The organism is Achromobacter dolens (genome assembly GCF_902859745.1).
In the GTDB taxonomy this organism is placed as follows: domain Bacteria; phylum Pseudomonadota; class Gammaproteobacteria; order Burkholderiales; family Burkholderiaceae_B; genus Achromobacter; species Achromobacter dolens.
In genome coordinates this window covers 1-25,179 of the sequence record NZ_CADIJW010000021.1, presented here as the reverse complement: position 1 = coordinate 25,179, position 25,179 = coordinate 1, and the positions used below count along the sequence as shown (strand labels likewise).

The 25,179-nt window shown below is 68.6% G+C and carries 22 protein-coding genes and 1 tRNA gene; 10 read left to right on the top strand and 13 right to left on the bottom strand.

Features of this window, described 5'->3' with window-relative positions:
* The first annotated feature begins 17 nt into the window (after positions 1–17).
* Both HV783_RS16130 and HV783_RS16125 read left to right on the top strand, forming a co-directional pair.
* Positions 18–1,004, top strand: a complete 987-nt coding sequence (locus HV783_RS16130) for a Bug family tripartite tricarboxylate transporter substrate binding protein (protein WP_064524789.1) — start codon at positions 18–20, stop codon at positions 1,002–1,004.
* 79 nt (positions 1,005–1,083) lie between these two features.
* Positions 1,084–1,157: transfer RNA gene (locus HV783_RS16125), tRNA-Gly, on the top strand.
* Between the two features lie 103 nt (positions 1,158–1,260).
* Here HV783_RS16125 and HV783_RS16120 read toward each other — a convergent pair.
* Positions 1,261–2,529 (bottom strand): type II toxin-antitoxin system HipA family toxin, encoded by a 1,269-nt coding sequence (locus HV783_RS16120; protein WP_175189467.1) that lies wholly within the window; start codon positions 2,527–2,529, stop codon positions 1,261–1,263.
* Positions 2,526–3,065, bottom strand: coding sequence for a helix-turn-helix domain-containing protein (locus tag HV783_RS29500; RefSeq protein ID WP_175189466.1), 540 nt, complete (start codon positions 3,063–3,065; stop codon positions 2,526–2,528). The genes HV783_RS16120 and HV783_RS29500 overlap by 4 nt, the downstream gene beginning before the upstream one ends.
* Positions 3,066–3,282: 217 nt before the next feature.
* Here HV783_RS29500 and HV783_RS16110 point away from each other — a divergent pair, with 217 nt between their 5' ends.
* Positions 3,283–4,338, top strand: a complete 1,056-nt coding sequence (locus HV783_RS16110) for a DUF72 domain-containing protein (protein WP_175189465.1) — start codon at positions 3,283–3,285, stop codon at positions 4,336–4,338.
* Between the two features lie 79 nt (positions 4,339–4,417).
* Positions 4,418–5,473 (top strand): RNA methyltransferase, encoded by a 1,056-nt coding sequence (locus HV783_RS16105; RefSeq protein ID WP_175189464.1) that lies wholly within the window; start codon positions 4,418–4,420, stop codon positions 5,471–5,473.
* A gap of 40 nt (positions 5,474–5,513) precedes the next feature.
* Here the strand turns inward: HV783_RS16105 and HV783_RS16100 are convergent, their stop codons facing one another.
* Together HV783_RS16100 and HV783_RS16095 are read right to left on the bottom strand one after the other, a co-directional pair.
* Positions 5,514–6,086 (bottom strand): GNAT family N-acetyltransferase, encoded by a 573-nt coding sequence (locus HV783_RS16100; protein ID WP_175189463.1) that lies wholly within the window; start codon positions 6,084–6,086, stop codon positions 5,514–5,516.
* A gap of 127 nt (positions 6,087–6,213) precedes the next feature.
* Complete coding sequence (locus tag HV783_RS16095) at positions 6,214–6,990, bottom strand: Crp/Fnr family transcriptional regulator (protein ID WP_231132931.1); 777 nt, start codon at positions 6,988–6,990, stop codon at positions 6,214–6,216.
* Between the two features lie 138 nt (positions 6,991–7,128).
* Between HV783_RS16095 and HV783_RS16090 the strand changes: the two genes are divergently transcribed.
* The 5 genes from HV783_RS16090 to HV783_RS16070 all read left to right on the top strand — a co-directional run bounded on the left by HV783_RS16090 (position 7,129) and on the right by HV783_RS16070 (position 13,370).
* On the top strand, positions 7,129–8,352 hold the full coding sequence (locus HV783_RS16090) for an ABC transporter substrate-binding protein (protein ID WP_100507583.1): 1,224 nt from the start codon (positions 7,129–7,131) through the stop codon (positions 8,350–8,352).
* 10 nt (positions 8,353–8,362) lie between these two features.
* Positions 8,363–9,277, top strand: coding sequence for a beta-keto acid cleavage family enzyme (locus HV783_RS16085; RefSeq protein ID WP_049076344.1), 915 nt, complete (start codon positions 8,363–8,365; stop codon positions 9,275–9,277).
* Positions 9,278–9,311: 34 nt separating this feature from the next.
* On the top strand, positions 9,312–10,088 hold the full coding sequence (locus tag HV783_RS16080; protein ID WP_064524775.1) for an SDR family oxidoreductase: 777 nt from the start codon (positions 9,312–9,314) through the stop codon (positions 10,086–10,088).
* Between the two features lie 290 nt (positions 10,089–10,378).
* Entirely contained in the window at positions 10,379–11,683 is a 1,305-nt protein-coding gene (locus HV783_RS16075; protein WP_175189462.1) for an ATP-binding protein, read from the top strand.
* 151 nt (positions 11,684–11,834) lie between these two features.
* Complete coding sequence (locus tag HV783_RS16070) at positions 11,835–13,370, top strand: argininosuccinate lyase (RefSeq protein ID WP_175189461.1); 1,536 nt, start codon at positions 11,835–11,837, stop codon at positions 13,368–13,370.
* 49 nt (positions 13,371–13,419) lie between these two features.
* Here the strand turns inward: HV783_RS16070 and HV783_RS16065 are convergent, their stop codons facing one another.
* The 8 genes from HV783_RS16065 to HV783_RS16030 form a co-directional block, all read right to left on the bottom strand.
* Complete coding sequence (locus HV783_RS16065; RefSeq protein ID WP_175189460.1) at positions 13,420–15,375, bottom strand: WD40 repeat domain-containing protein; 1,956 nt, start codon at positions 15,373–15,375, stop codon at positions 13,420–13,422.
* A gap of 124 nt (positions 15,376–15,499) precedes the next feature.
* Positions 15,500–16,684, bottom strand: coding sequence for a 2-methylaconitate cis-trans isomerase PrpF (prpF, locus tag HV783_RS16060; protein WP_175189459.1), 1,185 nt, complete (start codon positions 16,682–16,684; stop codon positions 15,500–15,502).
* Positions 16,685–16,748: 64 nt separating this feature from the next.
* Positions 16,749–19,367: a Fe/S-dependent 2-methylisocitrate dehydratase AcnD gene (gene acnD / locus HV783_RS16055; protein WP_175189458.1), complete on the bottom strand. Its 2,619-nt coding sequence runs from the start codon at positions 19,365–19,367 to the stop codon at positions 16,749–16,751.
* Complete coding sequence (locus HV783_RS16050; RefSeq protein WP_049076328.1) at positions 19,364–20,074, bottom strand: GntR family transcriptional regulator; 711 nt, start codon at positions 20,072–20,074, stop codon at positions 19,364–19,366. The genes acnD and HV783_RS16050 overlap by 4 nt, the downstream gene beginning before the upstream one ends.
* Before the next feature lie 236 nt (positions 20,075–20,310).
* The gene (locus HV783_RS16045; protein WP_116791614.1) at positions 20,311–20,478 is read right to left on the bottom strand and encodes a hypothetical protein; all 168 of its coding nucleotides are present in this window, start codon (positions 20,476–20,478) and stop codon (positions 20,311–20,313) included.
* A 96-nt stretch (positions 20,479–20,574) separates the two neighbouring features.
* A complete protein-coding gene (locus HV783_RS16040; protein ID WP_082401802.1) occupies positions 20,575–21,627 on the bottom strand; it encodes an alginate lyase family protein in 1,053 nt (350 codons plus the stop codon).
* Between the two features lie 151 nt (positions 21,628–21,778).
* Complete coding sequence (locus tag HV783_RS16035; protein WP_175189457.1) at positions 21,779–23,590, bottom strand: M48 family metallopeptidase; 1,812 nt, start codon at positions 23,588–23,590, stop codon at positions 21,779–21,781.
* Entirely contained in the window at positions 23,580–24,437 is an 858-nt protein-coding gene (locus HV783_RS16030; protein ID WP_175189456.1) for an alpha/beta hydrolase, read from the bottom strand. Before HV783_RS16030 ends, HV783_RS16035 begins: the two co-directional genes overlap by 11 nt.
* A gap of 118 nt (positions 24,438–24,555) precedes the next feature.
* Between HV783_RS16030 and HV783_RS16025 the strand changes: the two genes are divergently transcribed.
* A complete protein-coding gene (locus HV783_RS16025) occupies positions 24,556–24,996 on the top strand; it encodes a hypothetical protein (RefSeq protein WP_175189455.1) in 441 nt (146 codons plus the stop codon).
* On the opposite strand, the gene HV783_RS16020 is transcribed toward HV783_RS16025, so the two are convergent.
* On the bottom strand, positions 24,993–25,179 hold a 187-nt coding region (locus HV783_RS16020; RefSeq protein ID WP_175189454.1), incomplete at its 5' end, for a M20/M25/M40 family metallo-hydrolase. The genes HV783_RS16025 and HV783_RS16020 overlap by 4 nt on opposite strands.

Below are 25,179 nucleotides of genomic sequence, written 5' to 3'. Positions count from 1 at the left end.
AGCAAGGAGACAACCGCATGACCGCTTTCCGTTTCGTTCCCGTTCTACGCGCCTGCGCCATCGCGCTGGGCGTGGCCGCCGCTGGCGCCGCCCACGCCCAGGCGGATTTTCCCAATCGTCCCGTCACGCTGATCGTGTCGGCCGCGCCCGGCGGCACCACCGACATCGCCGCCCGACTCATCGCCCAGCCCCTGGGCGTCGCCCTCGGCCAGAGCGTGGTTGTCGAGAACAAGCCCGGCGCCTCCGGCGGCATCGCCGCGCAGGCGGTGGCCCGCGCCAAGCCCGACGGCTACACGCTGTTGCTGCAGTATTCGGGCTTCCAGGTCATCACCCCGCACGTCACGCCGACCTCCGGCTGGGATCCGATCAAGGATTTCGCGCCGGTGGCCAATGTGCTGTCCGCGCCCCAGGTCGTGGTGGTGCGGCCGGACCTGCCGATCAAGTCGCTGAAAGACCTGGTCGCGTACGCCAAGGCGAATCCGGGCAAGCTCAATTACGCCTCGTCCGGCAATGGTTCATTGCAGCAGGTCGCCACCGAACTGCTCAACCAGATGGCGGGCACGCAGATCACGCACATCCCGTACAAGGGCACCGGCCCGGCGCTGAACGACCTGCTGGGCGGCGCCGTCGACATGACCATCACCACGCCGCCGCCGCTGCTGGGCCAGATCGCCGCCGGCAAGCTGCGCGCGCTGGCCGTCACCGGCAATACGCGCCTGGCGTCGCTGCCGGACGTGCCCACCGCCGCCGAGGCCGGCTATCCCGACCTGATCGTCTCGTCCTGGTTCGCCATGTACGCGCCCAAGGACACGCCCGCGCCGGTGGTGGACAAGATCGCCGGTGAAATCCAGAAGATCATGCAGACCGACGCTTTCCGCCAGAAGGCGGCCGAGCAGGGCGCCGAGGCCGAATTCATGGGGCCGAAGGCGCTGGGCGACTACACCCAGGCCGAGCTGGACCGCTGGGGCAAGGTGGTGAAGGCGGCGGGGATCACGGCGAACTGAAGGCGGTGGCCTGGGGCGGAAAAACCCAGGCTATAATTCCTGCCTCTGCTCCGGTCTTGCGCCGGGGCACGACACCCGAGCGGGTGTAGTTCAATGGTAGAACGGCAGCTTCCCAAGCTTCATACGAGGGTTCGATTCCCTTCACCCGCTCCAATTCGCCAGTTCCCTGTCTGACTCGCAACGGGCCGTGTGCCATGCTCGCATGGGCCGCCGCGCCAGCGGGTGTGCGCGGCGTGACATCCGCGTCAATCGCGCATCATGCGGCAAGGCGGAAGGCCTCTGCCATTCGGTCCTGTTCCCATGCGGATAGGCCCAGTCTTTGGGCCAGGGTTCGCCATTGGCCGACAATGTCCCGGAAATCGTTGATGATTTCGTCTGCTTCATGAAGGGTCAGGCGGAAGTAGCTGGCAATCTGTCGAGTCAATTCCAGGTCCAGGGCATTATCCGCCTCGGTAATGTTCAGCTTGAGACCGTCGGCGTAAGGGACGGGGTTCATGTCGTACGCCGGGGAGAGTTTCCAGCCCAGGCCCGGCACCAGGATGAAGCCATGGTTGCGAAGGTGATCGTCGGCGTTGGATACGAGGATGTTGAAGACGATTCGCGACCATAGTTCTCGCAGATCTTCATTGGGTTGCGCGCCCTGGTTCATGAGCGCCTCCGCCAGTTCCAGGTAACTGGCCCCCGTCGAGGCGTCGTCGCCATCGCTGTGGCCAGTCAGGGTCATCGCAGAGGCGAAATGCAGGCGATGGCTCGCATCGGTGCGATCGAAGCGGCGCACAATGAAGCAGTGATGATCGCTGGCAAACTTCCGGGCTTGAGCCGCCGCGACATTGAGGCCGCAACCGCTGGCCAAGGCGTTGACCACCATTTCCCATCCGCCGACGTCATGGGTATCTCGTGTGCTCGGAAATTTGGCAATGTAAAGACGACCGGCGTCGTCCACGACGCTCGCCTTGGGCCTGGCGCCGCCGAGTGAGCCGCCTGGCGCGATGAGCATGCGCAGCCAGTCCTGTCCCCGGACCGCGACGTTGTCGGGGTCTCGCTCAAGCGCACGGCTGGCCTGCTCCAGCGCGCGGATTTCTGTAAACGGCGGGGCCGCAAGGTTGATGCGATTGTCGAGGAAATCTCCAGTGTCCTCGAGTCGGTACCGCAGCGCGCCCACGCGGTACACATCATGCACGCCAAGCAGGTAATCCGACTCGTATAGACGGGCCCCCGCCGGCGCCAGACCTTGGCGTTTGTCACGCTCGAATCTTCGATCCATCAAAAGGCGGCCCCAACGGTCGGGGCTGGAATCTTTGAAGACCCCGAATTGGTCTCTTGGTGCGACGGGGTACTGTGGTCCGCCGAAGTCTTGAATGCCCGGGTCCAATTGCAGCCCGTGGAAAAGCGGGGATGTGAGCGCGGCTTCGTCATATTCGAATTCGAATCGCTCAGTCGCCCGGGTCTTGCGGCTGTGCAAGAAGCCGAGTCGTTGGGGGCCGGGCAGTCCATCCCAATCCGCATATACGGCGATCATGCTCATGACGGCGCATTCCCTTTACGTTTCGGTTTCCGAAGCAAAGAGGCCAGGCTGTCCGTACTCGCGATGTCGACGCTTTTCCCTGGTTTGCCTTCCACCGGCTTCCCCGCGGTTGCAGCCGCCGGCTTGCGGACCTTCGTTTTCGCGCTATTGGTCTGGGTTGATGGGGCGTTGTCCGGCGCTCGGGCGTTCGGTGACGGGTGGCCGACCGTCTCCGGGGCGGTCCTGTGTTGGCGACGCACAGAAGCATTCCTGATCAAGCGAGCGTCCTGAAGTTGTCGGCCGAGTTCGTCGGCGCCCGCAAGCTTGGCGAGATCGTCGGCCAGCCCCAGGACTTGCATGACGGACAGGTAAGCCCCGATCGTGACTCCCGACCCGCCGGCCTCCAAGGAACGCAGGGTCATGGGAGACATGCCCGCTCGCTCGGCGACTTGTTTGGCGGACAACTTGCGGCGCAGGCGCGCAAGCTTGAGCCGCTCACCGAATTCGACGAGGAGCTTGCTGGTTCCTGGCAGGAGAGGGGCGGTCTTTTTTGCCATGGCTAATATTTTAGCTATTTAAGATATTAGATGCCAAAATATTAGCATTTATGAGGTGTTTTCTGGGAGTCAGGGAGGTGCTTACGTCTTTTCCAGCAATATGGGAATGAAAATATTTCATTCTTTTTGGATAAGAATGGCCAAAATAATTACATCCAAAGTGCCCGGCGTGATTCAAGTACCCTATAGCCCATCACCCGCGCCAGAATGACAAGTAATGCAAGAAGATCTTTTCGGCGACGCGCTGCCCGTTCCTCCGGCCGAGGCCCCGCGGCAGGCAACGCCTCCTGACATCCCCGAGCTTTCCGCCCTCCGGGGCATGGCCAAAGTGCTTCCCGCGCCCGCGGGGCAGGAATGGCGCGCGCTCGCCCGGCAGTTGCCCGCCCAGTTGCGCTTTGGCGTCTCCACCTGGTCGTATCCCGGCTGGGAAGGGCTGGTCTGGGACGGCGAATACGATTCGAGCACACTGTCCAGGCACGGCCTGGGCGCCTACCACCAGCATCCGCTTTTGCGCACGGTCTGCGTGGACCGCACGTTCTGGCAGCCGTTGACGGCGAGCCAGTACGCCGCTTATGCGGGGCAGGTCGATGAGGATTTCCGTTTCGTCGTCAAATGCCCCGCCAGCGTTACCGACGCCCAGGTGCGTGGCGAAGCAGGCAGGACGCGGCAGGCCAATCCGCTTTTCCTCGATCCGTCGGTGGCTGTCCAGGAATTCGTGCGCCCGGCGCTCGAAGGCCTGGGGGCCAAGCTCGGCGTGCTGGTGTTCCAACTGAGTCCGTTGCCTCTGGGCATGTTGAGCCGCTCGGCATCGCTGTTCGAGAAACTGGGGCGCATGCTGGCCGCCGTGCGGGAGGCATTGTCCGCGCATGATGCCGTGATCGTCGCCGTGGAAGTGCGCGACCCGGAACTGCTGGGTCAGGCGCTGGTCGACACGCTCAAGGCGCATGGGGCCACGTTCTGCCTGGGGCTGCATGGCAAGATGCCGCCGATCGACGCGCAACTGCCGATGCTGCGCGCGCTCTGGCCGGGGCCGCTGGTCTGCCGCTGGAACCTGAACCGCGTGTTCGGCGCATACGGTTATGCCGACGCGCAGAAGAAGCATGATCCGTTCAATGCCCTGCTCAGCGAGGATCTTCCCACGCGCGCGGCGCTGGCGCGCACGATCCGCGGCATTACGGGCGCGGGCCAGCCGGCCTACGTCACGGTCAGCAATGACGCCGAGGGCTGCGCGCCGCTGTCCATCCAGAAACTGGCCCAGGCCATCGCCGGGTAGATCGGGCCTGTCCGGCTCGCCCTGCCCGGCATCGAGCTTGCCGGGCGCCCCCCGCCGGGCGCGCTAAAATCCGCTCCCCATGCGCTACGCCGATTTCCACCAACGTCTCGCCGCCCTAGGCGCCCAGCCCGCCCATCGCGGGCGGGTCCTGCGCGCCTGGCTGACCGGTCAGGCGTTCGACAGCGACATATGGCGGCGGCGCTTCGACAACTATCTGCCGCTGGCGCTGCGCGAGGCGCTGCCCGCCCTGGCGGCGGAGCTGGACGGCCTGGCCCGTGTCCGTTCCGAGCATGCCGGCCACGATGGCTCGCGGCTGCTGGTCGACCTGGCCGACGGCCAGATGGTGGAAAGCGTGCTGCTGCCGCGAGACGGGCTGTGCGTGTCCACCCAGGTCGGCTGTGCGGTCGGCTGCCGGTTCTGCATGACCGGCAAGAGCGGCCTGATCCGCCAGGTGGCCAGCATGGAGATCCTGGCGCAGGTGGTGCTGGCGCGGCGGCTGCGCGCGGTGAAGAAAGTGGTCTTCATGGGCATGGGCGAACCGGCGCACAACCTGGACAACGTGCTGGAAGCCATCAACCTGCTGGGCACCGAAGGCAATATCGGCCACAAGAACCTGGTGTTCTCCACCGTGGGCGATCCGCGCGTGTTCGACGCGCTGCCGCGACAGGCGGTCAAGCCGGCCCTGGCATTGTCGCTGCATACGACCCGTGCAGAGCTGCGCGAGCACCTGCTGCCGCGCGCGCCGAAGATCGCGCCGCGGGATCTGGTGGAAATGGGCGAGCGCTACGCCCGTGATACCGGCTACCCGATCCAGTATCAGTGGACGCTGATCAAGGGGGTCAATGACGGCGACGACGAACTCGACGCCATCCCGCGCCTGCTCAAGGGCAAGTTCGGCGTGCTCAACGTGATCCCGTTCAACAGCATGGAAGGCGACGACTACCAGCGGCCCGAGGCCGAACGCATTCGCGAGATCGTGCGCACGCTGCATCGCCGCGGCGTGCTGACCAAGATCAGGAACAGCGCCGGGCAGGATGTGGACGGCGGCTGCGGCCAGTTGCGTGCCCGCGCGGCGGGGGCGGAGCAGGTGGTGGAACTGCGCCGCAACCGCGCCACCACGCGGCAAGCCGCGTAGACGCGGCCTTGCCCGGGACGCGGCGCGTCGTGACGGCCGGTCAGGCGTCGGCGGGATTGATCAGCGACGTCAGCACGTGGTCCGCCCAGCTTCCGTCGATTTTCAGATAGGCCCGAGCCGTTCCTTCGCGCTCGAACCCCAGGCTGCTCAGCAGGCGCGCGCTGCGCGTGTTCTCGGGGCGATGGTTCGCCATGATGCGATGCAGCCCGTGCTCGGCAAACATGAAATGGGTCGCCGCGAGGAGGCATTCCCGCATCAGGCCCTGGCCTTCGCGGTCTTGCGCGACAGAGAAGCCCAGATGGCAGGCCTGGAAGGCCCCCCGCACGATATTGGTGAAGTTGCAGGTGCCGACCAGGCTGTCGTCGGTCCTGTCGAACAGCAGCAGGTGCACCGCCTGCCCGGCGGCGGCACTCGTTTCCATCGCGGCCAGCCGTTCTTCGGTCGACGCGGCGGTGTAGAACGCGTCGGACCGGGCGGGCTCCCAGGGCCGCAGGTGGGCCCGGTTGGCAAGGTGGTACGCCAGCAGGGCCGGGGCATGTTGGCGAGTCGCTTGCCGCAGCGACAGGCGGGGCGTGAGCAGGGGACCGGCCGGGGCCGTCGGGGTGGGGATCATGGGGCGCGGGATGGGCAGCAATGGAAGGCGAGAAGATACCGCGGACAGGTGAACGGCGGACAGGTGAACCGTGGAAACGGTGAACGGCAGAAACGCGTGGCGTTGACCGCCCGGGTCGACCGGCGGGCTATGCGGGCATGTCGGCCGGGTGATCAGCAGGCTCGCGGTTGAGCTTCGCGTGCCGGTACAGGGCCTCCCGATCCAGGATCGTCATGCCGCCATAATGCGTGCGCAGCACCCCCGCCCGCGCCAGCTTCGTCAGCGCGGCGTTGCAGCGCTGGCGCGACACGCCGCACAGGCCGGCGATCTCTTCCTGCGAGATCTTGAGGCGGCCGTTGGTGCCGGAATGCTGCTCGGCGTTCAACTGCGCGGCGACGGCGCGGGCCACCGTGGTGTCCACGTCCAGCAGCACGTTGCCGGTATAGCAGGCCATCAGCCAATTGACGCGCTGCGCCAGGTGGGTCATCAGCGCCTTGGTGAACGCGATATTGTTGTTCCACAGGCGCTCGCAGGTGTCGCGCGGCAGGATCACGACCTGGCTCGGGCGCAGCGCCACCACTTCGTATTCGAACGGCTCGCGGCGGATCATGGTGGCCTCGCCGAACCAACTGCCGGTGCTGAAGCCGGCCAGCGACAGCGACCGACCGTCCGAGCCGCGCGACGACCATTTCACCAGGCCGTCCACCACGCCATACCAGCCCAGCGATTTCGAACCCTCGCGGAACAGGCGTTCGCCCGCCTGCAATGACACCACCCGCAGCTCGGCCCGGACCACGTCGCGTTCCAGGCGCGGCAGGCCGTTGTACCAGGGCACGACGGCCAGCATCCGGTCCACCGGGTCTTGCTTGGCTCGCCGCTTCGGGCTGGCAGGTTCATGGCCGGTTCCGGCTGCCGGTGCGCGCATGGTTGTCCCCGTTCCGCCGTGGTGAGGGCGCCCAGGTAAACCCTAGGGCGCTTTGTCAACATGATGACTGTTCGCTGGCGGGGCCAGTCCGAGAATATTCGGGGCCCCAGAGCCAAAAAACCATAAGAGGAGACAGGTATGTTGTCAATGCCACGCAGGTTTTCGCGCGCTGTCCTGGCCGGCGCCATCGCCGGCGCGCTGCTGCACGCGGGCGCGGCCCGGGCGCAGATTTCCGACGACGTGATCCGGATCGGCTTCATCACCGACATGTCGGGCGTCTATTCTGGGCCGGACGGCCCGGGCGGGGCAGAAGCCATCAAGATGGCCATCGAGGAGATGGGCGGCGAGATCAATGGCAAGAAGATCGAGCTGCTGACGGCGGACCACCAGAACAAGGCGGACATTGCCTCGGCCAAGGCGCGCGAATGGTTCGACCAGCGCGGCCTGGACATGCTGATCGGCGGCACCAATTCGAGCACGGCGCTGGCCATGTCGAAGGTGGCCGCCGACAAGAAGAAGCCGATCATCGTGGTGGGCGCGGGCGCGCCGGCCCTGACCAACGAGCAGTGCACCCCATACACGCTGAACTATGCCTACGACACCGTGGCGCAGGCGCGCGGCACGGGCGCGGCGGTGGTGAAGGCGGGCGGCAAGAGCTGGTACATCCTGACGGCGGACTATGCCTTTGGTCATGCGTTGCAGGCCGATACCACCAAGGTGGTCGAGGCGGGCGGCGGCAAGGTGGTCGGGTCGGTCAAGCATCCGCTGTCGACCAGCGATTTCTCGTCGTTCCTGTTGCAGGCGCAGGCCAGCAAGGCCGAGATCCTGGCGCTGGCCAATGCCGGCGCGGACGCCACCAATGCGATCAAGGCGGCCAACGAATTCGGCCTGACCAAGACGATGCGGCTGGCCGGCATGATCATGTTCATCAACGACATCCACGCCATGGGCCTGGAGACGGCCAAGGGCATGTACCTGACCGACAGTTGGTACTGGAACGCGTCGGACGAGACGCGGGCCTGGGCGCGGAAGTTCTACGAGCGCCGCAACGCCATGCCGTCGTCGCTGCAGGCGGCCGACTATTCGGCGGCCATCCAGTACCTGCGCGCGGTCAAGGCGACGGGCACGGACGATGCCGACAAGGTGCTGGCGTATCTGCGCGAGAACAAGCTCGACGACGTGTACATCAAGAACGGCGTGGTGCGTCCGGATGGCCGCGTGGTGCACGACATGTATCTGCTGCAGGTCAAGACGCCCGAGGAATCGAAGGCGCCCTGGGACTACTTCAAGGTGGTCCAGACCATCGATGGCAACGAGGCCTTCACCACCAAGGCCGAGACCCGCTGCGCCCTTTGGAAATAAGAGAATCGCCATGGCAAAACGCAAAGTGATCGTGACCATTGCTCCCACCGGGGGCATGGCGTTCAAGAGCCAGAACCCGCATCTGCCGACCCAGCCGGCCGAGATCGCCGAGGACGTCTACCGCTGCTACAACGCCGGGGCCAGCGTGGTCGCGCTGCATGCGCGCCGTCCCGACGACCAGGCCACCTGCGACGCGGCCATCTACCGCGACATGAACCAGCGCATCCGTGAGCGCTGCGACATCGTGCTGAACAATTCCACGGGCGGCGGCGTGCACGGCGACATGGTCAGGGAAACCACGCCGGGCACCTGGGAGATCCTGTGGGAAGAGCGGCTCAAGGGCATGGACGCCGGCGCCGAGATGTGCACGCTGGACGCCACCACGCTGAACCTGGCCTTCGGCGACCGCGAATACCTGATGAACACGCCCTTGTCCCGCGCCCGCGAACTGGCGGCCGGCATGAAGGCGCGCGGCATCAAGCCGGAGTGGGAGGTGTTCAGCCCGACCCATATCCTGCAGGACGCGACCACGTTGATCAACGAAGGGCTGGACGAGGAGCCGCATTTCATCAACCTGGTGATGAATGTGCACCGCAACTTCCAGAACGCGATGCCGTTCTCGCCGCGCCATTTGCAGATGATGGTGGACCTGCTTCCCAGGAACAGCATCTTCTGCGTCAGCGGCATCGGACCGTCGCAGCTCGAAGCCAACATCAGCGCGCTGCTGCTGGGCGGGCATGCGCGGGTCGGGCTGGAGGACAACCTGTATTACCGCCATGGCGAGCTGGCGACCAACGTGCAACTGACCGAGCGCATCGTGCGCATCATCCGCGAGCTGGACATGGAGCCCGCGACGCCCGCCGAGGCGCGCGAGATCATGGGCCTGCCGCTGCGGGGCGGCGTGCGGCCGGCATTCGCGCTGTGAGACCGATGCGGCATTTTTCAAAGGACGAAGCCTGATGATCGAATCGTTGCAAGGCAAGCGGGTCCTGGTCACCGCGGGCGCCGGGGGAATCGGGCTGGCGATCGCGCGCAAGTTCCTGGCGTCGGGGGCGCAGGTGCATATCTGTGATGTGGCGGCAGAGGCGGTGCAGGCCGCCGTGCGGGCGCATCCGGGCCTGAGCGGCAGCGTCACGGATGTATCCGATGAGGCCCAGGTGCTGGCGATGTTCACGGACCTGGCCGCGCGCTGGGGCCGGCTCGATGCGCTGGTGAACAACGCTGGCGTGTCGGGCCCCACCAGCCGGCTGGAGGAGACGGACCTGGCGGCGTGGCGCGCCACGCTCGACGTCAACCTGACCGGCACGTTCCTGTGCGCGCGCAGCGCGGTGCCGCTGCTGCGCGAGGCGGGCGGCGGGGCGATCATCAATATCTCGTCGGTCGCGGGGCGCCTGGGCTTTTCGCTGCGCAGCCCCTACAGCGCCAGCAAGTTCGGATTGGCGGGGCTGACGCAGACCTGGGCGATGGAGCTGGGACCGTCCGGCATCCGCGTCAATTCGGTGCTGCCCGGCGTGGTGGCGGGCGAGCGGGTCGAGCGCATCATCGCCGCGCGCGCGGCGGCCGGCGGCGTCAGCAACGATGTCATGCGCGCGCAACTGGTGGAGAAGGTGTCGCTGCGCAGGATGACGCAGCCCGAGGATATCGCCAATCAGGTCGCGTTCCTGTGCTCGGACGAGGGCGCGATGATCAGCGGCCAGAGCATTTCGGTGTGCGGCAACGTCGAATACCTGGGGTGACGGGGCATGGCGGGCGCCGCGCCCGACAGGGCCGCCTGATCCGCGGCATGGCCGCGCGGGTCGATCGCCGCGACGGCTAGCGGCGCCGCGGCCCGCCGGCGTTTCACTTTTTTTCACAAATCCCACACAAAAGGCGGCGGAACGGCCGCCGGCTTGTTTTCTATCATCCCGGGGCGCGCATCCGCCGCGGCCCGCGCGATCCGCCATTGCGGCCGTCCGCGCGTTTCCATCATCCCTCTCCGCCCGCCCTCGCTGCGCGGACGCGCCCGCCGCCGGCCCGAAGGCTACTGATGCTCAGATTTCTCATTCGTGTCGTTGTCGTGGTGCTGATCAGCCTGGGGCTGGCCTATCTGTTCGTGGACAAGGGGCTGGGGGCGCTGCTCAAGCCGATGGTCGAAGAGGTTGCCTTCCAATCGCTGCGGGGCCAGTTCTACGAGTTGCATGAGCGGTTGGACGCGGTGCCGCCGGCGCGGCGCGAAGACGTGCTGCGCGACCAGGTGCAGCCGCATTACGGCATCGCGATGCGCTTGCTGCAAGCGCATCAGGTCCACCTGACCGAGGATGAGCGCGAGCAATGGCAGACCATGGGCGTCGTGATGCGCGACGATTTCGACACCCACCTGCTGCCGTTGCCGGGCGAGCCCGCGCAGTGGCTGGAGTTGCGCCTGCCCAACGTGTTCGACACCGTGGTCGCCCTGTCCGTCTGGCTGTGCCTGGGGATCGTGGTGGCGATCGGCCTGCTGGCGCTGTGGGCGTTGCCGATGTGGCGCGACATGGACGCGCTGCGCAATGCCGCGCTGCGCATGGGGCACGGGGAACTGAGCATGCGCGTGCGCCTGTCGCGCGTCGCCGGGATCCGTCACGTCGGCGAGAGTTTCAATCACATGGCCGAGCGCATTGCCGCGTTGATCGAGAATCAGCGCAGCCTGACCAACGCCGTCTCGCATGAGCTGCGCACGCCGCTGGCGCGGCTGTCGTTCGAGGTGGACCAACTGGGGCGCGGCGGCCTGCCGCCAGCGCATCAACCGGTCTTGCGCGACATGCGCGCGGACATTTCGGAGCTGGAGAGCATGGTGGCGGAGCTGTTGGTGTACGCGCGGCTGGAACGGCCCACCGAAGAGGCCGTGCGGTTGGAAACCGTGGACACGCGCGACTGGCTGGGCGAGGCCCTGGCCCAGGTGGCGCACCAGGCCGAGGCGCGCAATGTGCGCTGCGTCGTGGCGGACGGCCATCCCCCGCACGTGTGCCTGCATCCGCGCTATATGAGCCGGGCCCTGCTGAACCTGGTGCAGAACGCGGTGCGCTATGCGCGGGGCCGCGTCGAAGTCGCGCTGACGCACACGTCGGCGGGGCATTTCGAGCTGATCGTGGACGACGACGGACCGGGCATTCCGGTGGCCGATCGCGAACGGATTTTCGAACCCTTCATCCGGCTGGATGAAAGCCGCGATCGCGGCACCGGCGGCGCCGGGCTGGGGCTGGCGATCGCGCAGCGCGTCGCGGTCGGGCACCGTGGCGCCATCAGTGTCACGGACAGCCCGATGGGCGGGGCGCGCTTCGTGTTGCGCTGGGCGGTGCCAGCGTCGGCGGCATAGCATTCGACTGGCCGCCAGGCATAGGGGTCAACCCGCGGGCGTGGGCGGTCGCGCCCGGCCCGTTGCATGGCGGATTGCATTTTGTGGCACACGGGGCGCAAAAATGGTGTTTGATACAAGGGTTTGATTTCCCCCTCATAACGAGAACACCATGAGACATTTCCTGCCCGCCCTGGGCGCAGCCCTCGTTTTGTCCCTCGGCGCCCACGCCGCCTCCGCCCAGCAGGCACCCGCTGCCAAGCCGCCGCACGATCCCTTCTTCTGGCTGGGCGAGATCAACAAGGCCACGGCCGTGATCAATACCGACCAGGGGCTGCTCGACAAGGCCATGGCGCCGCGCCTGGCGGCGGGCGTGGCCAAGGTGATCAATGACGGCAACCAGCCGGGCGCCAAGCGGCCGGCCAGCGTCATCACCTTCGAGCCGCTGCTGATCAAGGCCGCGGGCGAGGACGTGACGCTGCTGCATGCCGGCCGTTCCAGCCAGGACATGCACGCCACCTACCGCAGCGCCATCCTGCGCGACAAGCTGCTGGAACTGGCGGACCAGCTCAATGCCACGTCGACCACGCTGGTGGAGCTGGCCGCCAAGCACAGCGCCACCATTGTGCCCAACTACACCAACGGCGTGGCGGCCCAGCCGAACAGCTATGGCCACTACCTGCTGGGACAGGCCGCCGGCCTGGCGCGCGATGCGCAGCGCATCCGCGAAGCCTACGCGCGCATCGACCGCTCGCCCATGGGCACCACCGTGCTCAACGGCACCAGTTGGCCGCTGGACCGCAAGCGCATGGCGCAGTACCTGGGCTTCACCGCGTTGGTGGACAACGCCTATGACGCCTCGCAGATCTCGTCAATGGACCAGCCGGTGGAAGTGGCGTCGATCGTCACCAGCATCGCGCTGCGCACCGGCAACTTCGTCGAGGACGTGATGACGCAGTATGCCCAGTCGCGGCCCTGGATCCTGCTGGAAGAGGGCGGCGGCAACACCTACGTGTCCAGCGCCATGCCGCAAAAGCGCAATCCGGGCCTGCTCAACGACACCCGCAGCGACGCGTCGACGGCGGTGACGCTGGCCATGGGGCCGGTGATCCAGACGCACAACATCACGCCAGGCATGAGCGACCCCAAGGACGTCAAGCAGAACTCGGCCATGGTCGACGCCGGCATCTCCGCGCTCAAGCGCTGGGACCGCGTGCTCAAGGCCATGGTGATCAGCCCGGACCGCGCGCTGGAGGAACTGAACAGCGACTGGACCGCTTCGCAGGAACTGGCCGACGTGCTGATGCGCAAGTACAAGCTGCCGTTCCGCGACGGCCACCACTTCGCCTCCGAGGTGGTGAGCTACGCCAAGACCAACAACATCAAGCCGCTGGACTTCCCGTATGACCAGGCGCGCCGCATCTACGCCGAGGCGATGAAGGGTTCCAAGTACCCGAACGAACTGCCGATGAGCGAGGCCGAGTTCCGTTCGACGCTGGACCCGGTCGCCATCGTCAAGAACCGCGCCACCAGTGGCGGCCCTCAGCCGGCGGAAATGGAGCGCATGGTCAAGGAGGCGCGCGAGCAACTGGCCTCGCAGGACAAGTGGATCAAGGAACGCCGCGCCCACATCGCCGATTCGCTGGCCGCGCTGGACAAGGATTTTGACGCGCTGGTGGCCAGCGCGCCGAAGGACAAGGCCCAGTAAGCGGCCGCCCGGCCGCGCGATGCCGGGCGGCGCGCCGCGCCGGCCGGGGTCAGCGGCACGCCATCGAGTAGTCGCAGCGGATCTGGTCGGGCAGGTCGCGGCCCCGCGCGGGGTCGATCGCTCCGGCCGGCGCATCCCAGGCGATCAGTTGCGCCACGTCGTTGTTGCCCACCGGCCGGGCGTAGATCCACAGCCGGTCTCCCGCCCACGAGAAGGCCAGCGCGCTGACGCTGTATTCCTTGGGCACGCGCAGGTTGGCCAGCAGCCGGCCCTGCGTCATGTCCAGGACAATCACCGTGCTGTCGGCGCCGCTGACCGCCAATAGGCGGCCGTGGGCGCTGCGCGCCGCCGCCGAGGTGTAGTACACGGCGGGGGTTTCCAGGTCGAAGCGGGCCAGGCCCGTGCGCAGGTCGATGGCACGCAGGCGCCGCCCATCGGGTGTTTCCGCCACGGCCAGGGCCCATTCCCCGCGACGGCTGCCGAACAACAGCTTGGGGGTGGCGGTCGGGAAGCTGGCGACCACGCGGGCGCCACCGGGATCGATGCCGTAGCCGTCGCGGTCGGCGGCCCAGAACAGGCCGTCGCCGAACTGGATGGCGTCGCTCGGCACCCAGGGCAGGGCATGCTCCAGGGTGTCGACGGCGTCGCGGCGCAGCGCGCCGTTCCAGGACCGTTGGCTCCAGCGCCCTTGCGGCGTCACGGTGTACAGCTCGTCGCCGACGCGCAGCGCCACGCCGCCGGCGGCGGGCAGGGTCCAGTCGTCAATGTAGCGGTCCGGAAAGCGGGCGCCCAGCGGGTGGACGACCACGCCGCGCTGGCCGGCGCGCCATGCCAGCAGCGTGCGGGCGCCGTCCTCGCGCAGGCCTTGCGCCCAGACCTGGCCGTCGGCGGTGATCTTGAGCGCGCCCGCCAGGCCAAAGCCCGCGGCGGCCTCGCGGTCGACGGCGGTTACCGTGTTCTGGCCGGACCGCGGCGCGCCCTCGGCGGCGGCGGTCGTGGTGCGCGGCACGAAGCGCTGCGTCGCCGCGCCGGAAGCGAGCAGGCTGCCGTCGGGCAGCGCCAGCAGGCGCCATCTGTCATTGTCGTAGCGTCGCAGGTCGGATTCGTCGGCGGGAAGGCGGATGCCGGACACGCTCGTCTCCGGCAGCGTGGCCGCCGCCACGGAGGGCGCGGCCGACGCGGTGGCGGTGGCGCGGCCGCGCGCGTACGCATCGAAGTAAGCCTGCATCACGCGGTCGGCATCGGCCTCGGGCAGGGCCTGCAGGCGTTGCGCCAAACCGTCAAGGTAACGGTCGAGCGCGGCGTCGGTGTGCTCGATGCGTTGCCTGTCGTAGTCGAAATGCGGGTCGGGAAAACAGGTCACGCCGACCATGCAGCTTGTCAGGCGGAAATGGCGCGTGACGGTGGTGTCGGCGCCGCCGTGCCAGACCAGCGTCAGCGCCTCGCGGCCGGTCACGCCGGAGAGATCCATGACGGTGCCGTAGTCGGCCTGCGTGCGGCGCGCTTTGCCGCGTTCGCGCTGGAAAGACCAGCGCGCCACCGGTTGCGAGAAGAACGGCAGCGACTTGATGTGTTCCTGGGCGTAGTCGGGCTGGCTCGCGATGGCCGCGCGGAACGCGTCGCGCTCCTGCGGGCTGACGGCGCCGGCCGCCAGCGCCTTGGCCAGGACCGGGTCCGCGGCCTGGCTGGCCTGCTGTTCCAGCGCCTGTTTCAGCGCGGGCAGATGGCGGGCGCCGATCTCGGCCCAGTAGAACTCCATGGCCGACAGCGGTCCGCTGTCGTCGCGGCCGTCGAAGCCGCCCAGGTCCTTGCCGGCAAGGCCTTGCTCGATGTCGGCCTTGACCTGCGCATAGGGTTGGGGAATCAGGTAGTAGCGGCCCGGCGTGTAGGGGGCGCCGGGCAGCGGTTGCATCAGGATCGGGGCGGCCGCGGCGCTGGCGGACAGCAGCAGGGCCGAGACGGCCAGGATGCGCTTGAATCGGCGTGGGGCGCCGGGGTGTGCCATGGACGGTTCCGTCGATAAGGGAAGGGGCTGCGGCAGAGAATACCGCAGCCCGCGCCCGTCGGCGGCGGGGCCTCGGATGCCCGTCGGCGACGGGTACCTCGGGACCCGGTCGGCGGCGGTCGTTTCAGAACCCGGTGGGCGGCACGTGCACCCGGCCTTCCATCAGCACGCGCGCGCTGCGGCTCATGATGGCCTTGGTGACGGTCCATTCGCCGTCGATCAGCTGGGCCTGGGCGCCGACGCGCAGCGTGCCCGAGGGGTGGCCGAAGTTGACCTGGTCGCGCTGGCCGCCGCCGGCCGCCAGGTTGACCAGCGTGCCCGGCACGGCCGCGGCGGTGGCGATGGCGACCGAGGCGGTGCCCATCATGGCGTGGTGCAGCTTGCCCATGGACAGGGCGCGCACCAGCACGTCGATGTCGCCGGCGCCGATCTGCTTGCCGCTGGAGGATGTATAGGCCCTGGGGCGGGCCACGAAGGCCACCTTGGGCGTGTGCTGGCGCGCGGCGGCTTCTTCCAGTTTCTGGATCAGGCCCATGCGCAGCGCGCCGTGGGCGCGGATGGTCTCGAAGCGCGCCAGGGCGGCGGCGTCGCCGTTGATGTCGTCCTGCAGCTCGGTGCCGGTGTAGCCCAGCGCCTCGGCGTCCAGGAAGATGGTGGGGATGCCGGAGTTGATCATGGTGGCCTTGAAGGTGCCCACGCCGGGCACTTCCAGGTCGTCCACCAGATTGCCGGTGGGGAACATCGAGCCGCCGTCGCCTTCCTCGGCCGGGTTCATGAATTCCAGTTGCAGCTCGGCGGCCGGGAAGGTCACGCCGTCCAGTTCGAAGTCGCCGGTTTCCTGCACCGCGCCGTCGGTGATCGGCACGTGGGCGATGATGGTCTTCTGGATGTTGGCCTGCCAGATGCGCACCACGGCGATGCCGTTGCGCGGCACGCGGGCCGGGTCCACCAGGCCATTGGTGATGGCGAAGGGGCCGACGGCGGCCGACAGGTTGCCGCAGTTGCCGCTCCAGTCGACGAAGGCCTGGTCGATCGAGACCTGGCCGAACAGGTAGTCGACGTCATGTTCGGGGCGGCTGCTCTTGCCGATGATGACGGTCTTGCTGGTGCTGGAGGTGGCCGCGCCCATGCCGTCGATCTGCTTGCCGTAGGGGTCGGGGCTGCCGATCACGCGCATCAACAGCGCGTCGCGGGCCGGGCCCGGCACGCGGGCGGATTCGGGCAGGTCGTCGAGCTTGAAGAACACGCCTTTGCTGGTGCCACCGCGCATGTAGGTGGCGGGAATCTTGATCTGGGGGGCATGGGCCATGGGGCAGTCCTGATGTCTTGGGTGGGGAAGGCGGGCGCCGCGGCGCCCGCCATGCTGTAGGGTGTCAGCTGGCCTTCTTGGCCGAACCGGCGGCCGATTCCGCTTCCAGGAAGTCCTGCGCGAAGCGTTGCAGCACGCCGCCGGCTTCGTAGATGGACACTTCCTCGGCGGTGTCGAGGCGACAGGTCATCGGCACTTCCAGGGTCTCGCCGTCGCGGCGGTGGATCACCAGCGTCAGGTCGGCGCGCGGCTTGCGCTCGCCCACCACGTCGTAGGTCTCGGTGCCGTCCAGGCCCAGCGTCTTGCGGTTCACGCCCGGCTTGAATTCCAGCGGCAGCACGCCCATGCCGATGAGGTTGGTGCGGTGGATGCGCTCGAAGCCTTCGGCGGCGATGGCTTCGACGCCGGCCAGGCGCACGCCCTTGGCGGCCCAGTCGCGCGACGAGCCCTGGCCGTAGTCGGCGCCGGCCACGATGATCAGCGGCTGCTTGCGGTCCATGTAGGTCTCGATGGCTTCCCACATGCGCATTTCCTTGCCTTCCGGTTCGACGCGGGCCAGCGAGCCCTGCTTCACGTTGCCGTCGGCGTCCTTCACCATCTCGTTGAACAGCTTGGGATTGGCGAAGGTGGCGCGCTGCGCGGTCAGGTGGTCGCCGCGGTGGGTGGCGTAGGAGTTGAAGTCCTCTTCCGGCAGGCCCATCTTGTGCAGGTATTCGCCGGCGGCGCTGTCCATCAGGATGGCGTTGGACGGCGACAGGTGGTCGGTGGTGATGTTGTCGCCGAGCACGGCCAGGGGACGCATGCCGCGCAGCGTGCGCTCGCCGGCCAGCGCGCCTTCCCAGTACGGCGGACGGCGGATATAGGTGCTCTGCGGGCGCCACGCGTACAGCGGCTCGACCGCGGCGTCGCGTTCGTTGCGCAGGCCGAACATGGGCGCGTAGACCTTGCGGAACTGTTCCGGCTTGACGGCGGCCTTGACCATGGCGTCGATCTCTTCGTCGCTCGGCCAGATGTCCTTCAGGCGGATCTCGCGGCCGCTGGCGTCGGTGCCCAGCACGTCGCGCTCGATGTCGAAGCGGATGGTGCCGGCGATGGCGTAGGCCACCACCAGCGGCGGCGAGGCCAGGAAGGCCTGCTTGGCGTAGGGGTGGATGCGGCCGTCGAAATTGCGGTTGCCGGACAGCACGGCGGTGGCGTAGAGGTCGCGGTCGATGATCTCCTGCTGGATCACGGGGTCGAGCGCGCCCGACATGCCGTTGCAGGTGGTACAGGCAAACGCCACGACGCCGAAGCCGAGTTTCTCCAGGTCTTCGGTCAGGCCGGCTTCGTCCAGGTACAGGGCCACGGCCTTGGAGCCGGGCGCCAGCGAGCTCTTGACCCACGGCTTGCGCGTCAGGCCGGCGCGGTTGGCGTTGCGCGCCAGCAGGCCGGCGGCGATGACGTTGCGCGGATTGCTGGTGTTGGTGCAACTGGTGATGGCGGCGATGATGACGGCGCCGTCGGGCATCAGGCCCGGCTGGTTCTCGACCGTGCCGGCGATGCCGCGCTCGGCCAGGTCGGAAACCGGCAGGCGGCGGTGCGGGTTGGACGGGCCGGCCAGGGTGCGCACCACGGTCGACAGGTCAAAGCGCAGCACGCGCTCGTACTCGGCCGTCTTGAGGCTGTCGGCCCACAGGCCGGCGGTCTTGGCGTAGGTTTCCACCAGCGCGATCTGCTCGTCCTCGCGGCCGGTCAGGCGCAGGTAGTCGATGGTCTGCTGATCGATGGCGAACATCGCGGCGGTGGCGCCGTATTCGGGCGCCATGTTGGAGATGGTGGCGCGGTCGCCCAGCGTCAGGCTGGCGGCGCCTTCGCCGTGGAACTCCAGGTAGGCGCCCACGACTTTTTCCTTGCGCAGGAATTCGGTCAGCGTCAGCACCACGTCGGTGGCGGTGATGCCGGGGCCGGCGCGGCCGGTCAGTTCGACGCCGATGATGTCGGGCAGGCGCATCCACGAGGCGCGGCCCAGCATCACGTTCTCGGCTTCCAGGCCGCCCACGCCGATGGCGATGACGCCCAGCGCGTCCACGTGCGGGGTGTGGCTGTCGGTGCCGACCAGCGTGTCGGGGAAGGCCACGCCATCCTGCGTGTAGATCACCGGCGACATCCGTTCCAGATTGATCTGGTGCATGATGCCGTTGCCCGGGGGCACCACTTCGATGTTGCGGAAGGCCTGCTTGGTCCAGTCGATGAAGTGGAAGCGGTCTTCGTTGCGGCGGTCTTCCACCGCGCGGTTCTTGGCGAAGGCGTCGGGATCGTTGCCGCCGTATTCCACCGCCAGCGAGTGGTCGACGATCAGTTGCACCGGCACCACCGGGTTGACCTTGGCGGGGTCGCCGCCCTTGTCGGCGATGGCGTCGCGCAGGCCGGCCAGGTCGACCAGCGCGGTCTGGCCGAGGATGTCATGACAGACCACGCGCGCCGGATACCACGGGAAGTCCAGGTCGCGGCGGCGTTCGATCAACTGCTTGAGCGCGTCGGTCAGCAGCGCCGGATCGCAGCGGCGCACCAGGTTCTCGGCGTGCACGCGCGAGGTGTAGGGCAGGCGGTCGTAGGCGCCGGGGGCGATGGCGTCCACGGCGGCGCGCGCGTCGAAATAGTCCAGGCGGGTGCCTTGCAGGGGCTTGCGATAGGATTTGTTCATGCCTCGGTGCGCTTCAGGTTGCCCTGAGCGATCTGTTTTTCAATGTTGAGACGGGATGCGCGGATGTGGCGGCGCATCAGGAGTTCAGCCAGCTCGCCATCGCGGTCGGCGATGGCGTCCAGAATGCGGTGATGCTCGGCATACGACTGCCGCGGGCGGTTGGGAGTGGTCGAGTACTGGATACGGTACATCCGCGCCAGTTGGTAGAGCTCGTCGCACAGCATGCGGAACAGCATCTGGTTGCCGCTGCCCTTGACGATGCGGTAGTGGAAATCGTAGTCGCCCTCCTGCTGGTAATAGCCGGTGCCGGCCTGGAAGGCCTCGTCCTTTTCGTGGGCGTGCAGCACCTGGCGCACCTGCTCGACTTCGGCCGGCGCCATGCGCTCGGCCGCCAGGCGGCAGGCCATGCCTTCGAGCGATTCGCGGATTTCGTAGAGTTCGGCCAGTTCCTGCGGGCTGAGCGACACCACGCGGGCGCCGGCGTGCGGCACGCGCACCAGCAGCCGTTGGCCTTCGAGCCGGTGCAGGGCCTCGCGCAGCGGGCCGCGGCTGACGCCGTGGATGCGAGCCAGTTCCGGTTCGGAAATCTTGCTGCCGGGGGCGATCTCGCCCTTGACGATGGCGGACTGGATCTTGCGGAAGATGTGTTCCGCCAGGGTCTCGCTATCGCCGGAGGCGGCGCCGGGCAGCGTCAGCACTTTGCTCATTGTGTCAACAATCTGATGATTTTTCCAGTGAAAAACCGATTAAAGCCCGTTCGAGGCGATTGATTGTCAACAATTTACCTTCCGTCCGATCTTGGCGCAAGCGCCCTGGGGCGCATTGGCGTCTGCGGAGCGAACCGGCGCTTCAAGGCGCGCCGGGGCGGCGCCAGACACGTGTCGTGGCGCATCGCGCTGGCGAAAGTGCGGGGAGTGGCCGCGGTGGACGCCGGCCAGGGCGTTCAGGGGCCGGTGTCCGGGTAGTTCGGGCCGGCGTCGTGGAAACCGCCGCTGCTGTAGGGATTGACCGCGCCCGGATGCGGCGGGCCGCCGGGACCCAGCGAGGAACAGCCGCCCAGTATCAGCAGGGCGGCCAGCAGGGCGAGTGTGCGAGTGGCGGTGGTTTGCATGGCGATCTCCGGCGGCTGCCCCTCGGCGGCCGCATACAGCTTGTCGTCACGGTTCAGTTTACGCCTGGCGCGGCCCGTCCGGGCGGTGCGCCGGCGTCACGAGCGGGGCAGGATGCCGTGGGTCGCCATCAGCGTCAGGTCGCCGCCCAGGCGGGGCTCGTCGTACGGCCCGGCTGCGTGCAGGGCGTCGAAGACGTGCGCTTGCGGCGCATGGCGGCGGTAGAACTCGACCCAGCCCGTGAATCCATGCGGCTGCCGGTCCTGCTGCGCCACCCCGGCCTGACGCGCGAACCAGGCGCTGTCGCGGTAGCCCTCGGCCACGCGCCGCGCCAGCCGGCCAAGCGCGCCGTCGCGGTAGCCATACCAGTCCTGGCCGTCTTCAAAGGCCAGCTCGGCCATTGTCACCAAGGGCGCGGCGGCATAGTCGTGATAGTGCAGCGCGCGGCCGCCGCGCGCCATTTCCATGGGCAGGCTGCCGTCGGCCTGGATGTCGTCGATGCCCTTGCGGTAGATCGCCTGCGCGCTGCGCAGCAGGCCGGCATCGCGGGTGGCGAGGGCGGTCGCCATGACGCCGACGCCGGTCCAGTAATAGTGGTTGTTGCGCTTGTGCCGGGGATCGTCCCAGTAGGCGAGGTTGGCGCGCGATAGCTGTTCGAGCCAGGAGGCGATGAGGCCGCGCTGCGCCGGCGTGGCCAGCGGCAGGGTCTTGAGATAGGCCATGGCCGCCGCGCCGTGGGTCCATTCGCGCAGGTAGTCGGCCTGGTCGTTGTTGCCGTGGATCATGCGGCCGAGCATGGCGTCGTCCTTGGCCCAGGCTGCCAGCCACGCCAGCGCGCATTGGCCGGCGGCGGTGTCGCCATGGGCCAGGTAGGCGTCGGACAGGTCGGCAATGCGGCGGGCGTAATCGTTCAGCGGCTTGGTCTGGGCCTGGTTGCGGGCCTGCAGCGCCGGGTCGATCTTCGAGTGGGCGGCGTCGGTGTAGTAGCCGGTGCCTTCGAGGTCGCGCGGGCCGGGCGGCGCCGGTTCGCACTGGCGCGGCGCGGCCAGCGCCTGGGCGCCCAGCAGGATCAGCGGCAGGCAGGCGAGGTAGCGCCAGCGCGCGACGGCGGGCAGGGCGCCGCCACGGAAGGAGAAAGAAAGAGAACGCATTGCGGGTGCCTTTGCCCGGTCGGGCGGGTTGCCATTCACCCGCCTGCCCGGGGGGGCGGTGGTGGCCGCCGGCCTGCCGGAGGGCGTGGTGTGGTGGATCGACCGCGCGCCGGGCGGAAAGTTGCACGGCGCGCGGCGTGTCAGGCGACCGTCAGGCAGGGCGGCGCACGCGCGCCTGCTCGACGCACCAGGCGAGCCGGGGATCGCCGGCGGCCATGATGTCGGCCTCCACGTCCAGGCGCAGGCGCGGCAGCAGCCGGCCCAGCAGTTGTTCGCAATCGCGCCGCAGGTAACTGGGTTCGCCGGTGAGGCGGCCGATGAGGCGCAGCAGGGCGGCGTCGCGCGCCAGCACCAGCAACTGATAGCGGCCGCCGCCCGCGGGACGCAGCAACCAGGCGCCGGTGGCGATGCGCAGCAAGGGGTCGAGCGTGTCGGCCAGCTTGCCGAGCTCGGCGGGCGACAGGTCGTGCGGATCGTAACCGTCCGTCGCGTCGGCGCGCGAGAGGGATTGCTGCAGGGCGTCGGCCTGGCGGCGGTAGTCCTCGGCCAGTGCGTGGTCGCCCGCGCGCAGGGCCGCCAGGCTGAGGTGGCGCAGGCTGGGCAGTTGTTCCGGGCCGGGGTGGTCCGCGACGCGAAGCCAGAGGTCCGCGGCTTCCCGTGGATGCCCCTCGCGCTGGCGGCAGCGCGCCAATTGGGCCAGCAGGGCGGGGTGGCCGGGCGCCAGCCGCAGGCCGTCTTCGGCCAGCAGGGTGGCGCCCGCGACGTCGTCGTCCAGGGTGCCCCGCAACCAGGCGCAGCGCGCGGTCTCGTCGGCCGACAAGGCGCGGATGCGGCGTTTGCGCAGCAGGTCGTGGTACTGGGCGGTGAGCGCTTCCCGCTCCTGGCGGACCTGCGCGGCCTCGTCAGCCGATTGCGCCGCGCAGCACGCGTCGAGCCGGGCCGCCAGGGACGCGCGCTGGCCGGACAACCAGGCCTGCGCGGCGGTGGGGGCGGCGCGGCGCCACGGCAACGGCCGGGCCGGATCGGCTGCCAGCGCGGCCAGGCGATCCGCCAGTGACGGGTGTGTATCGCCGTCGGCGGTCGTGGCGCAGAGGGCGGCGTGCAGCCAGACGCGGGCTTCGGCTTCGTCGGCAGGCGCGGCCAGCGCGTCCCGCGCCGCCAACGCCGCGTAGGGTCGCGGCGGATCGCTGGCGGCGAGCAGCGCCGGCCAGGCGTCGCGCAACGCCCGCCATTGCAGCGCCATGGCCGACAGCGCCTCGGCCATGGCGGGCTGGCCGCAGACGCGCGCGGCTTCGGCATCGGCCTGGACTTCGCACTGCCGGGCGAAGTCCAGGCTGACCGCCAGGAAGCGCGGCACGTACCAGGCCACGAACAGCCGCAGCGGCGCGCTGGAGAGGCGCCGGCGCCGGTCCAGCCGGCGGGCGACTTCCTGCCATTGCAGGCGCGCGAAATACACGCGGCTGGCGTAGCGGCCATGACGTTGCGCGATGTGGGCGTATTCATGCGCCAGGATGGCGCGGCAGGCCGATGGCGACAGCATGTCGAGCAGCGGCAGCCCCAGCCACAGGACGTTGCGGGTCTTGCCGCCCAGCCTGCGGTGTTGGCGGATGGCGGCGTTGAATTCGCCGTCGAGATAGATCGCATCCAGCGGCGGCGCGGCCATCGCGTCGCGGATGCCGTCGAGCGCTTCGAACAGGCCGGGCGCGTCGTCACGCCGCAGCGGCAGGCCTTCCTCGCTGGTGTCGGGGGCGGCGCTGAACGGCGTCCTGAGCATGATGACGCCGGACACTAGCGCGGGCAGCGTGAGCGCCACGCCCGCCAGGGCGGCCGCGCCCGGCAGCAGCGCCCAGGCCAGCAGCGGCAGCGCGCACAGCGCCGCGCCGCCGGCCAGCAGCACGCCGTCGCCCAAGGCCAGCCAGGCGCCGATGCGCCAGCGTTGCGGGTTTGCCCGTCTATTGTCCATGGGTGTCCGCGCGGGCGGGCTGGCGCCGCAATTGCGCATCGATGAATGCGATGATCGCCCGGGTCTGTTCGTTGTCGCCGCCGACATCGGTATTGATTTGCCCGTGATTGCGCGCCACCGGCAGCACCTGCGCCTGGCCGCCGTGCTCGCTCAACCGTTGCGCGTAGTCGCGCGAACGCTGGCATGAGTGCGGCCGCAACGACGAGCAGACCAGCAGCGTCGGCGGGTTGGGGCCGCTCAGTTGCGCGGCGGGCGAGGCGGCGCGCCAATAGGCCGGATCGTTGCCGAATGCCTTGTCATAGAACGGCGCGTGCTCGGCGGCCATGATGCCCGGCAGATCGAAGGGCGTGCCGTCCAGGATGATGTTGGCCAACCAGGGCCGGGCGCCGGTGCGCTCGCGTAGCGGGGCGTCGGCCGCCAGCAGGGCCTGCAGGTGGCCGCCCGAGGAATGGCCCATGATCAGGATGCGCGCCGGATCGGCCCGCCAGCCGGCGGCCTGGCGCTGGGCCCAGGCCATGGCCAGCCCCAGGTCCTCGGCCTGTTCCCGCGGCCCCGCGTCGGGCAGCAGGCGGGTATTGACGGAGACGACCACGAAGCCCAGCGGCAGCCAGCGCGCCAGCTTGCCCTGGATGAAATCGGGTGCGGCCTTGTCGCCGTGCAACCAGGAGCCGCCATGCACCAGCACCAGGATCGGGGCAAGCGGCGCGCCGGGCGTGGCAGGCAAGTAGACGTCGGCCAGTTGCGCGGCGTCCGGACCATAACGCTGGTCCGTGAGCGTGGCGGCCGACGCCAAACCGGGCGGCAGGCAGAGCAGCGCAAGCAGGCAGAACAGGCGGAGGGCGGACATGGCGGTGGCGCGGGTGGTCGGGATGCCGGGTAATGTAGCCCGGCCGGCGCATGCGTGGGCGACGCGGAGCGGCTCTGTGGCATGCTGTGGGCTGCCCGCCGTCTCCCGACTATCACGCATGTCCAGATTCCTGTCGCGCCTGTGCGATTTCCTGTTGTTCTTCGCTACCGCGTCTTTGTTCGGCGCCTGCCTGACCGCCAAATTGCGCACGGGCAGCTATGGGTTGGAAATTCCCGAGGCGCCCTATATGTACGAGCGCGTCGATTTCTTCCTGCACGCGGCATTCGCTGGGCTGGCCGCGACGGCGGCCCTGGCGCTGGCGGAGCGATTGGCGCGCAGCCGTCTCCCGGCGCTTGGACGCGCCGGGCTAGTCGCGGTGGCCGCATTGCTCGCCATCTACCTCGGGCCGCCGGACCCACAGGTATTCGGCGCCACCTGGGCGCGCTGGGAGGCGACCTTTGAGTTGTTCCTGGCGCAGTGGGATATCGCGCTGCCGCTGGCGCTGGCCGCCGCGGCCGTGCGCGGCGTCCTGCGCGGGGCGGCCGGATCGCAGCCCTAGCCGGGCAGCCTGCGATCCAGTTCCAGCACGGTCTGGTACAGCACGCGGGTGCCGTCCAGCAACTGCGCCGGCTCGATCCACTCCTCGGGGCAGTGGCTGCGTCCGTTCAGGCAGGGGATGAAGATCATGCCGATGGGGCCGGTGGGCGCCATGTAGACGGCGTCGTGGCCGGCGCCGCTGGGC

Bases quoted from the DNA above. Each gene is read 5' to 3' on its own strand.
- HV783_RS16095 (WP_231132931.1), bottom strand. From the start codon at position 6,990: ATGCGCGCACCGGCAGCCGGAACCGGCCATGAACCTGCCAGCCCGAAG.
- HV783_RS16120 (WP_175189467.1), bottom strand. From the start codon at position 2,529: ATGAGCATGATCGCCGTATATGCGGATTGGGATGGACTGCCCGGCCCC.
- HV783_RS16045 (WP_116791614.1), bottom strand. From the start codon at position 20,478: ATGCAAACCACCGCCACTCGCACACTCGCCCTGCTGGCCGCCCTGCTG.
- HV783_RS16075 (WP_175189462.1), top strand. From the start codon at position 10,379: ATGCTCAGATTTCTCATTCGTGTCGTTGTCGTGGTGCTGATCAGCCTG.
- HV783_RS16065 (WP_175189460.1), bottom strand. From the start codon at position 15,375: ATGGCACACCCCGGCGCCCCACGCCGATTCAAGCGCATCCTGGCCGTC.
- HV783_RS16100 (WP_175189463.1), bottom strand. From the start codon at position 6,086: ATGATCCCCACCCCGACGGCCCCGGCCGGTCCCCTGCTCACGCCCCGC.
- HV783_RS16040 (WP_082401802.1), bottom strand. From the start codon at position 21,627: ATGCGTTCTCTTTCTTTCTCCTTCCGTGGCGGCGCCCTGCCCGCCGTC.
- HV783_RS16035 (WP_175189457.1), bottom strand. From the start codon at position 23,590: ATGGACAATAGACGGGCAAACCCGCAACGCTGGCGCATCGGCGCCTGG.
- HV783_RS16070 (WP_175189461.1), top strand. From the start codon at position 11,835: ATGAGACATTTCCTGCCCGCCCTGGGCGCAGCCCTCGTTTTGTCCCTC.
- prpF (WP_175189459.1), bottom strand. From the start codon at position 16,684: ATGGCCCATGCCCCCCAGATCAAGATTCCCGCCACCTACATGCGCGGT.
- HV783_RS16085 (WP_049076344.1), top strand. From the start codon at position 8,363: ATGGCAAAACGCAAAGTGATCGTGACCATTGCTCCCACCGGGGGCATG.
- HV783_RS16090 (WP_100507583.1), top strand. From the start codon at position 7,129: ATGTTGTCAATGCCACGCAGGTTTTCGCGCGCTGTCCTGGCCGGCGCC.
- HV783_RS16110 (WP_175189465.1), top strand. From the start codon at position 3,283: ATGCAAGAAGATCTTTTCGGCGACGCGCTGCCCGTTCCTCCGGCCGAG.
- acnD (WP_175189458.1), bottom strand. From the start codon at position 19,367: ATGAACAAATCCTATCGCAAGCCCCTGCAAGGCACCCGCCTGGACTAT.
- HV783_RS16105 (WP_175189464.1), top strand. From the start codon at position 4,418: ATGCGCTACGCCGATTTCCACCAACGTCTCGCCGCCCTAGGCGCCCAG.
- HV783_RS16080 (WP_064524775.1), top strand. From the start codon at position 9,312: ATGATCGAATCGTTGCAAGGCAAGCGGGTCCTGGTCACCGCGGGCGCC.
- HV783_RS16130 (WP_064524789.1), top strand. From the start codon at position 18: ATGACCGCTTTCCGTTTCGTTCCCGTTCTACGCGCCTGCGCCATCGCG.
- HV783_RS29500 (WP_175189466.1), bottom strand. From the start codon at position 3,065: ATGGCAAAAAAGACCGCCCCTCTCCTGCCAGGAACCAGCAAGCTCCTC.
- HV783_RS16050 (WP_049076328.1), bottom strand. From the start codon at position 20,074: ATGAGCAAAGTGCTGACGCTGCCCGGCGCCGCCTCCGGCGATAGCGAG.
- HV783_RS16025 (WP_175189455.1), top strand. From the start codon at position 24,556: ATGTCCAGATTCCTGTCGCGCCTGTGCGATTTCCTGTTGTTCTTCGCT.
- HV783_RS16030 (WP_175189456.1), bottom strand. From the start codon at position 24,437: ATGTCCGCCCTCCGCCTGTTCTGCCTGCTTGCGCTGCTCTGCCTGCCG.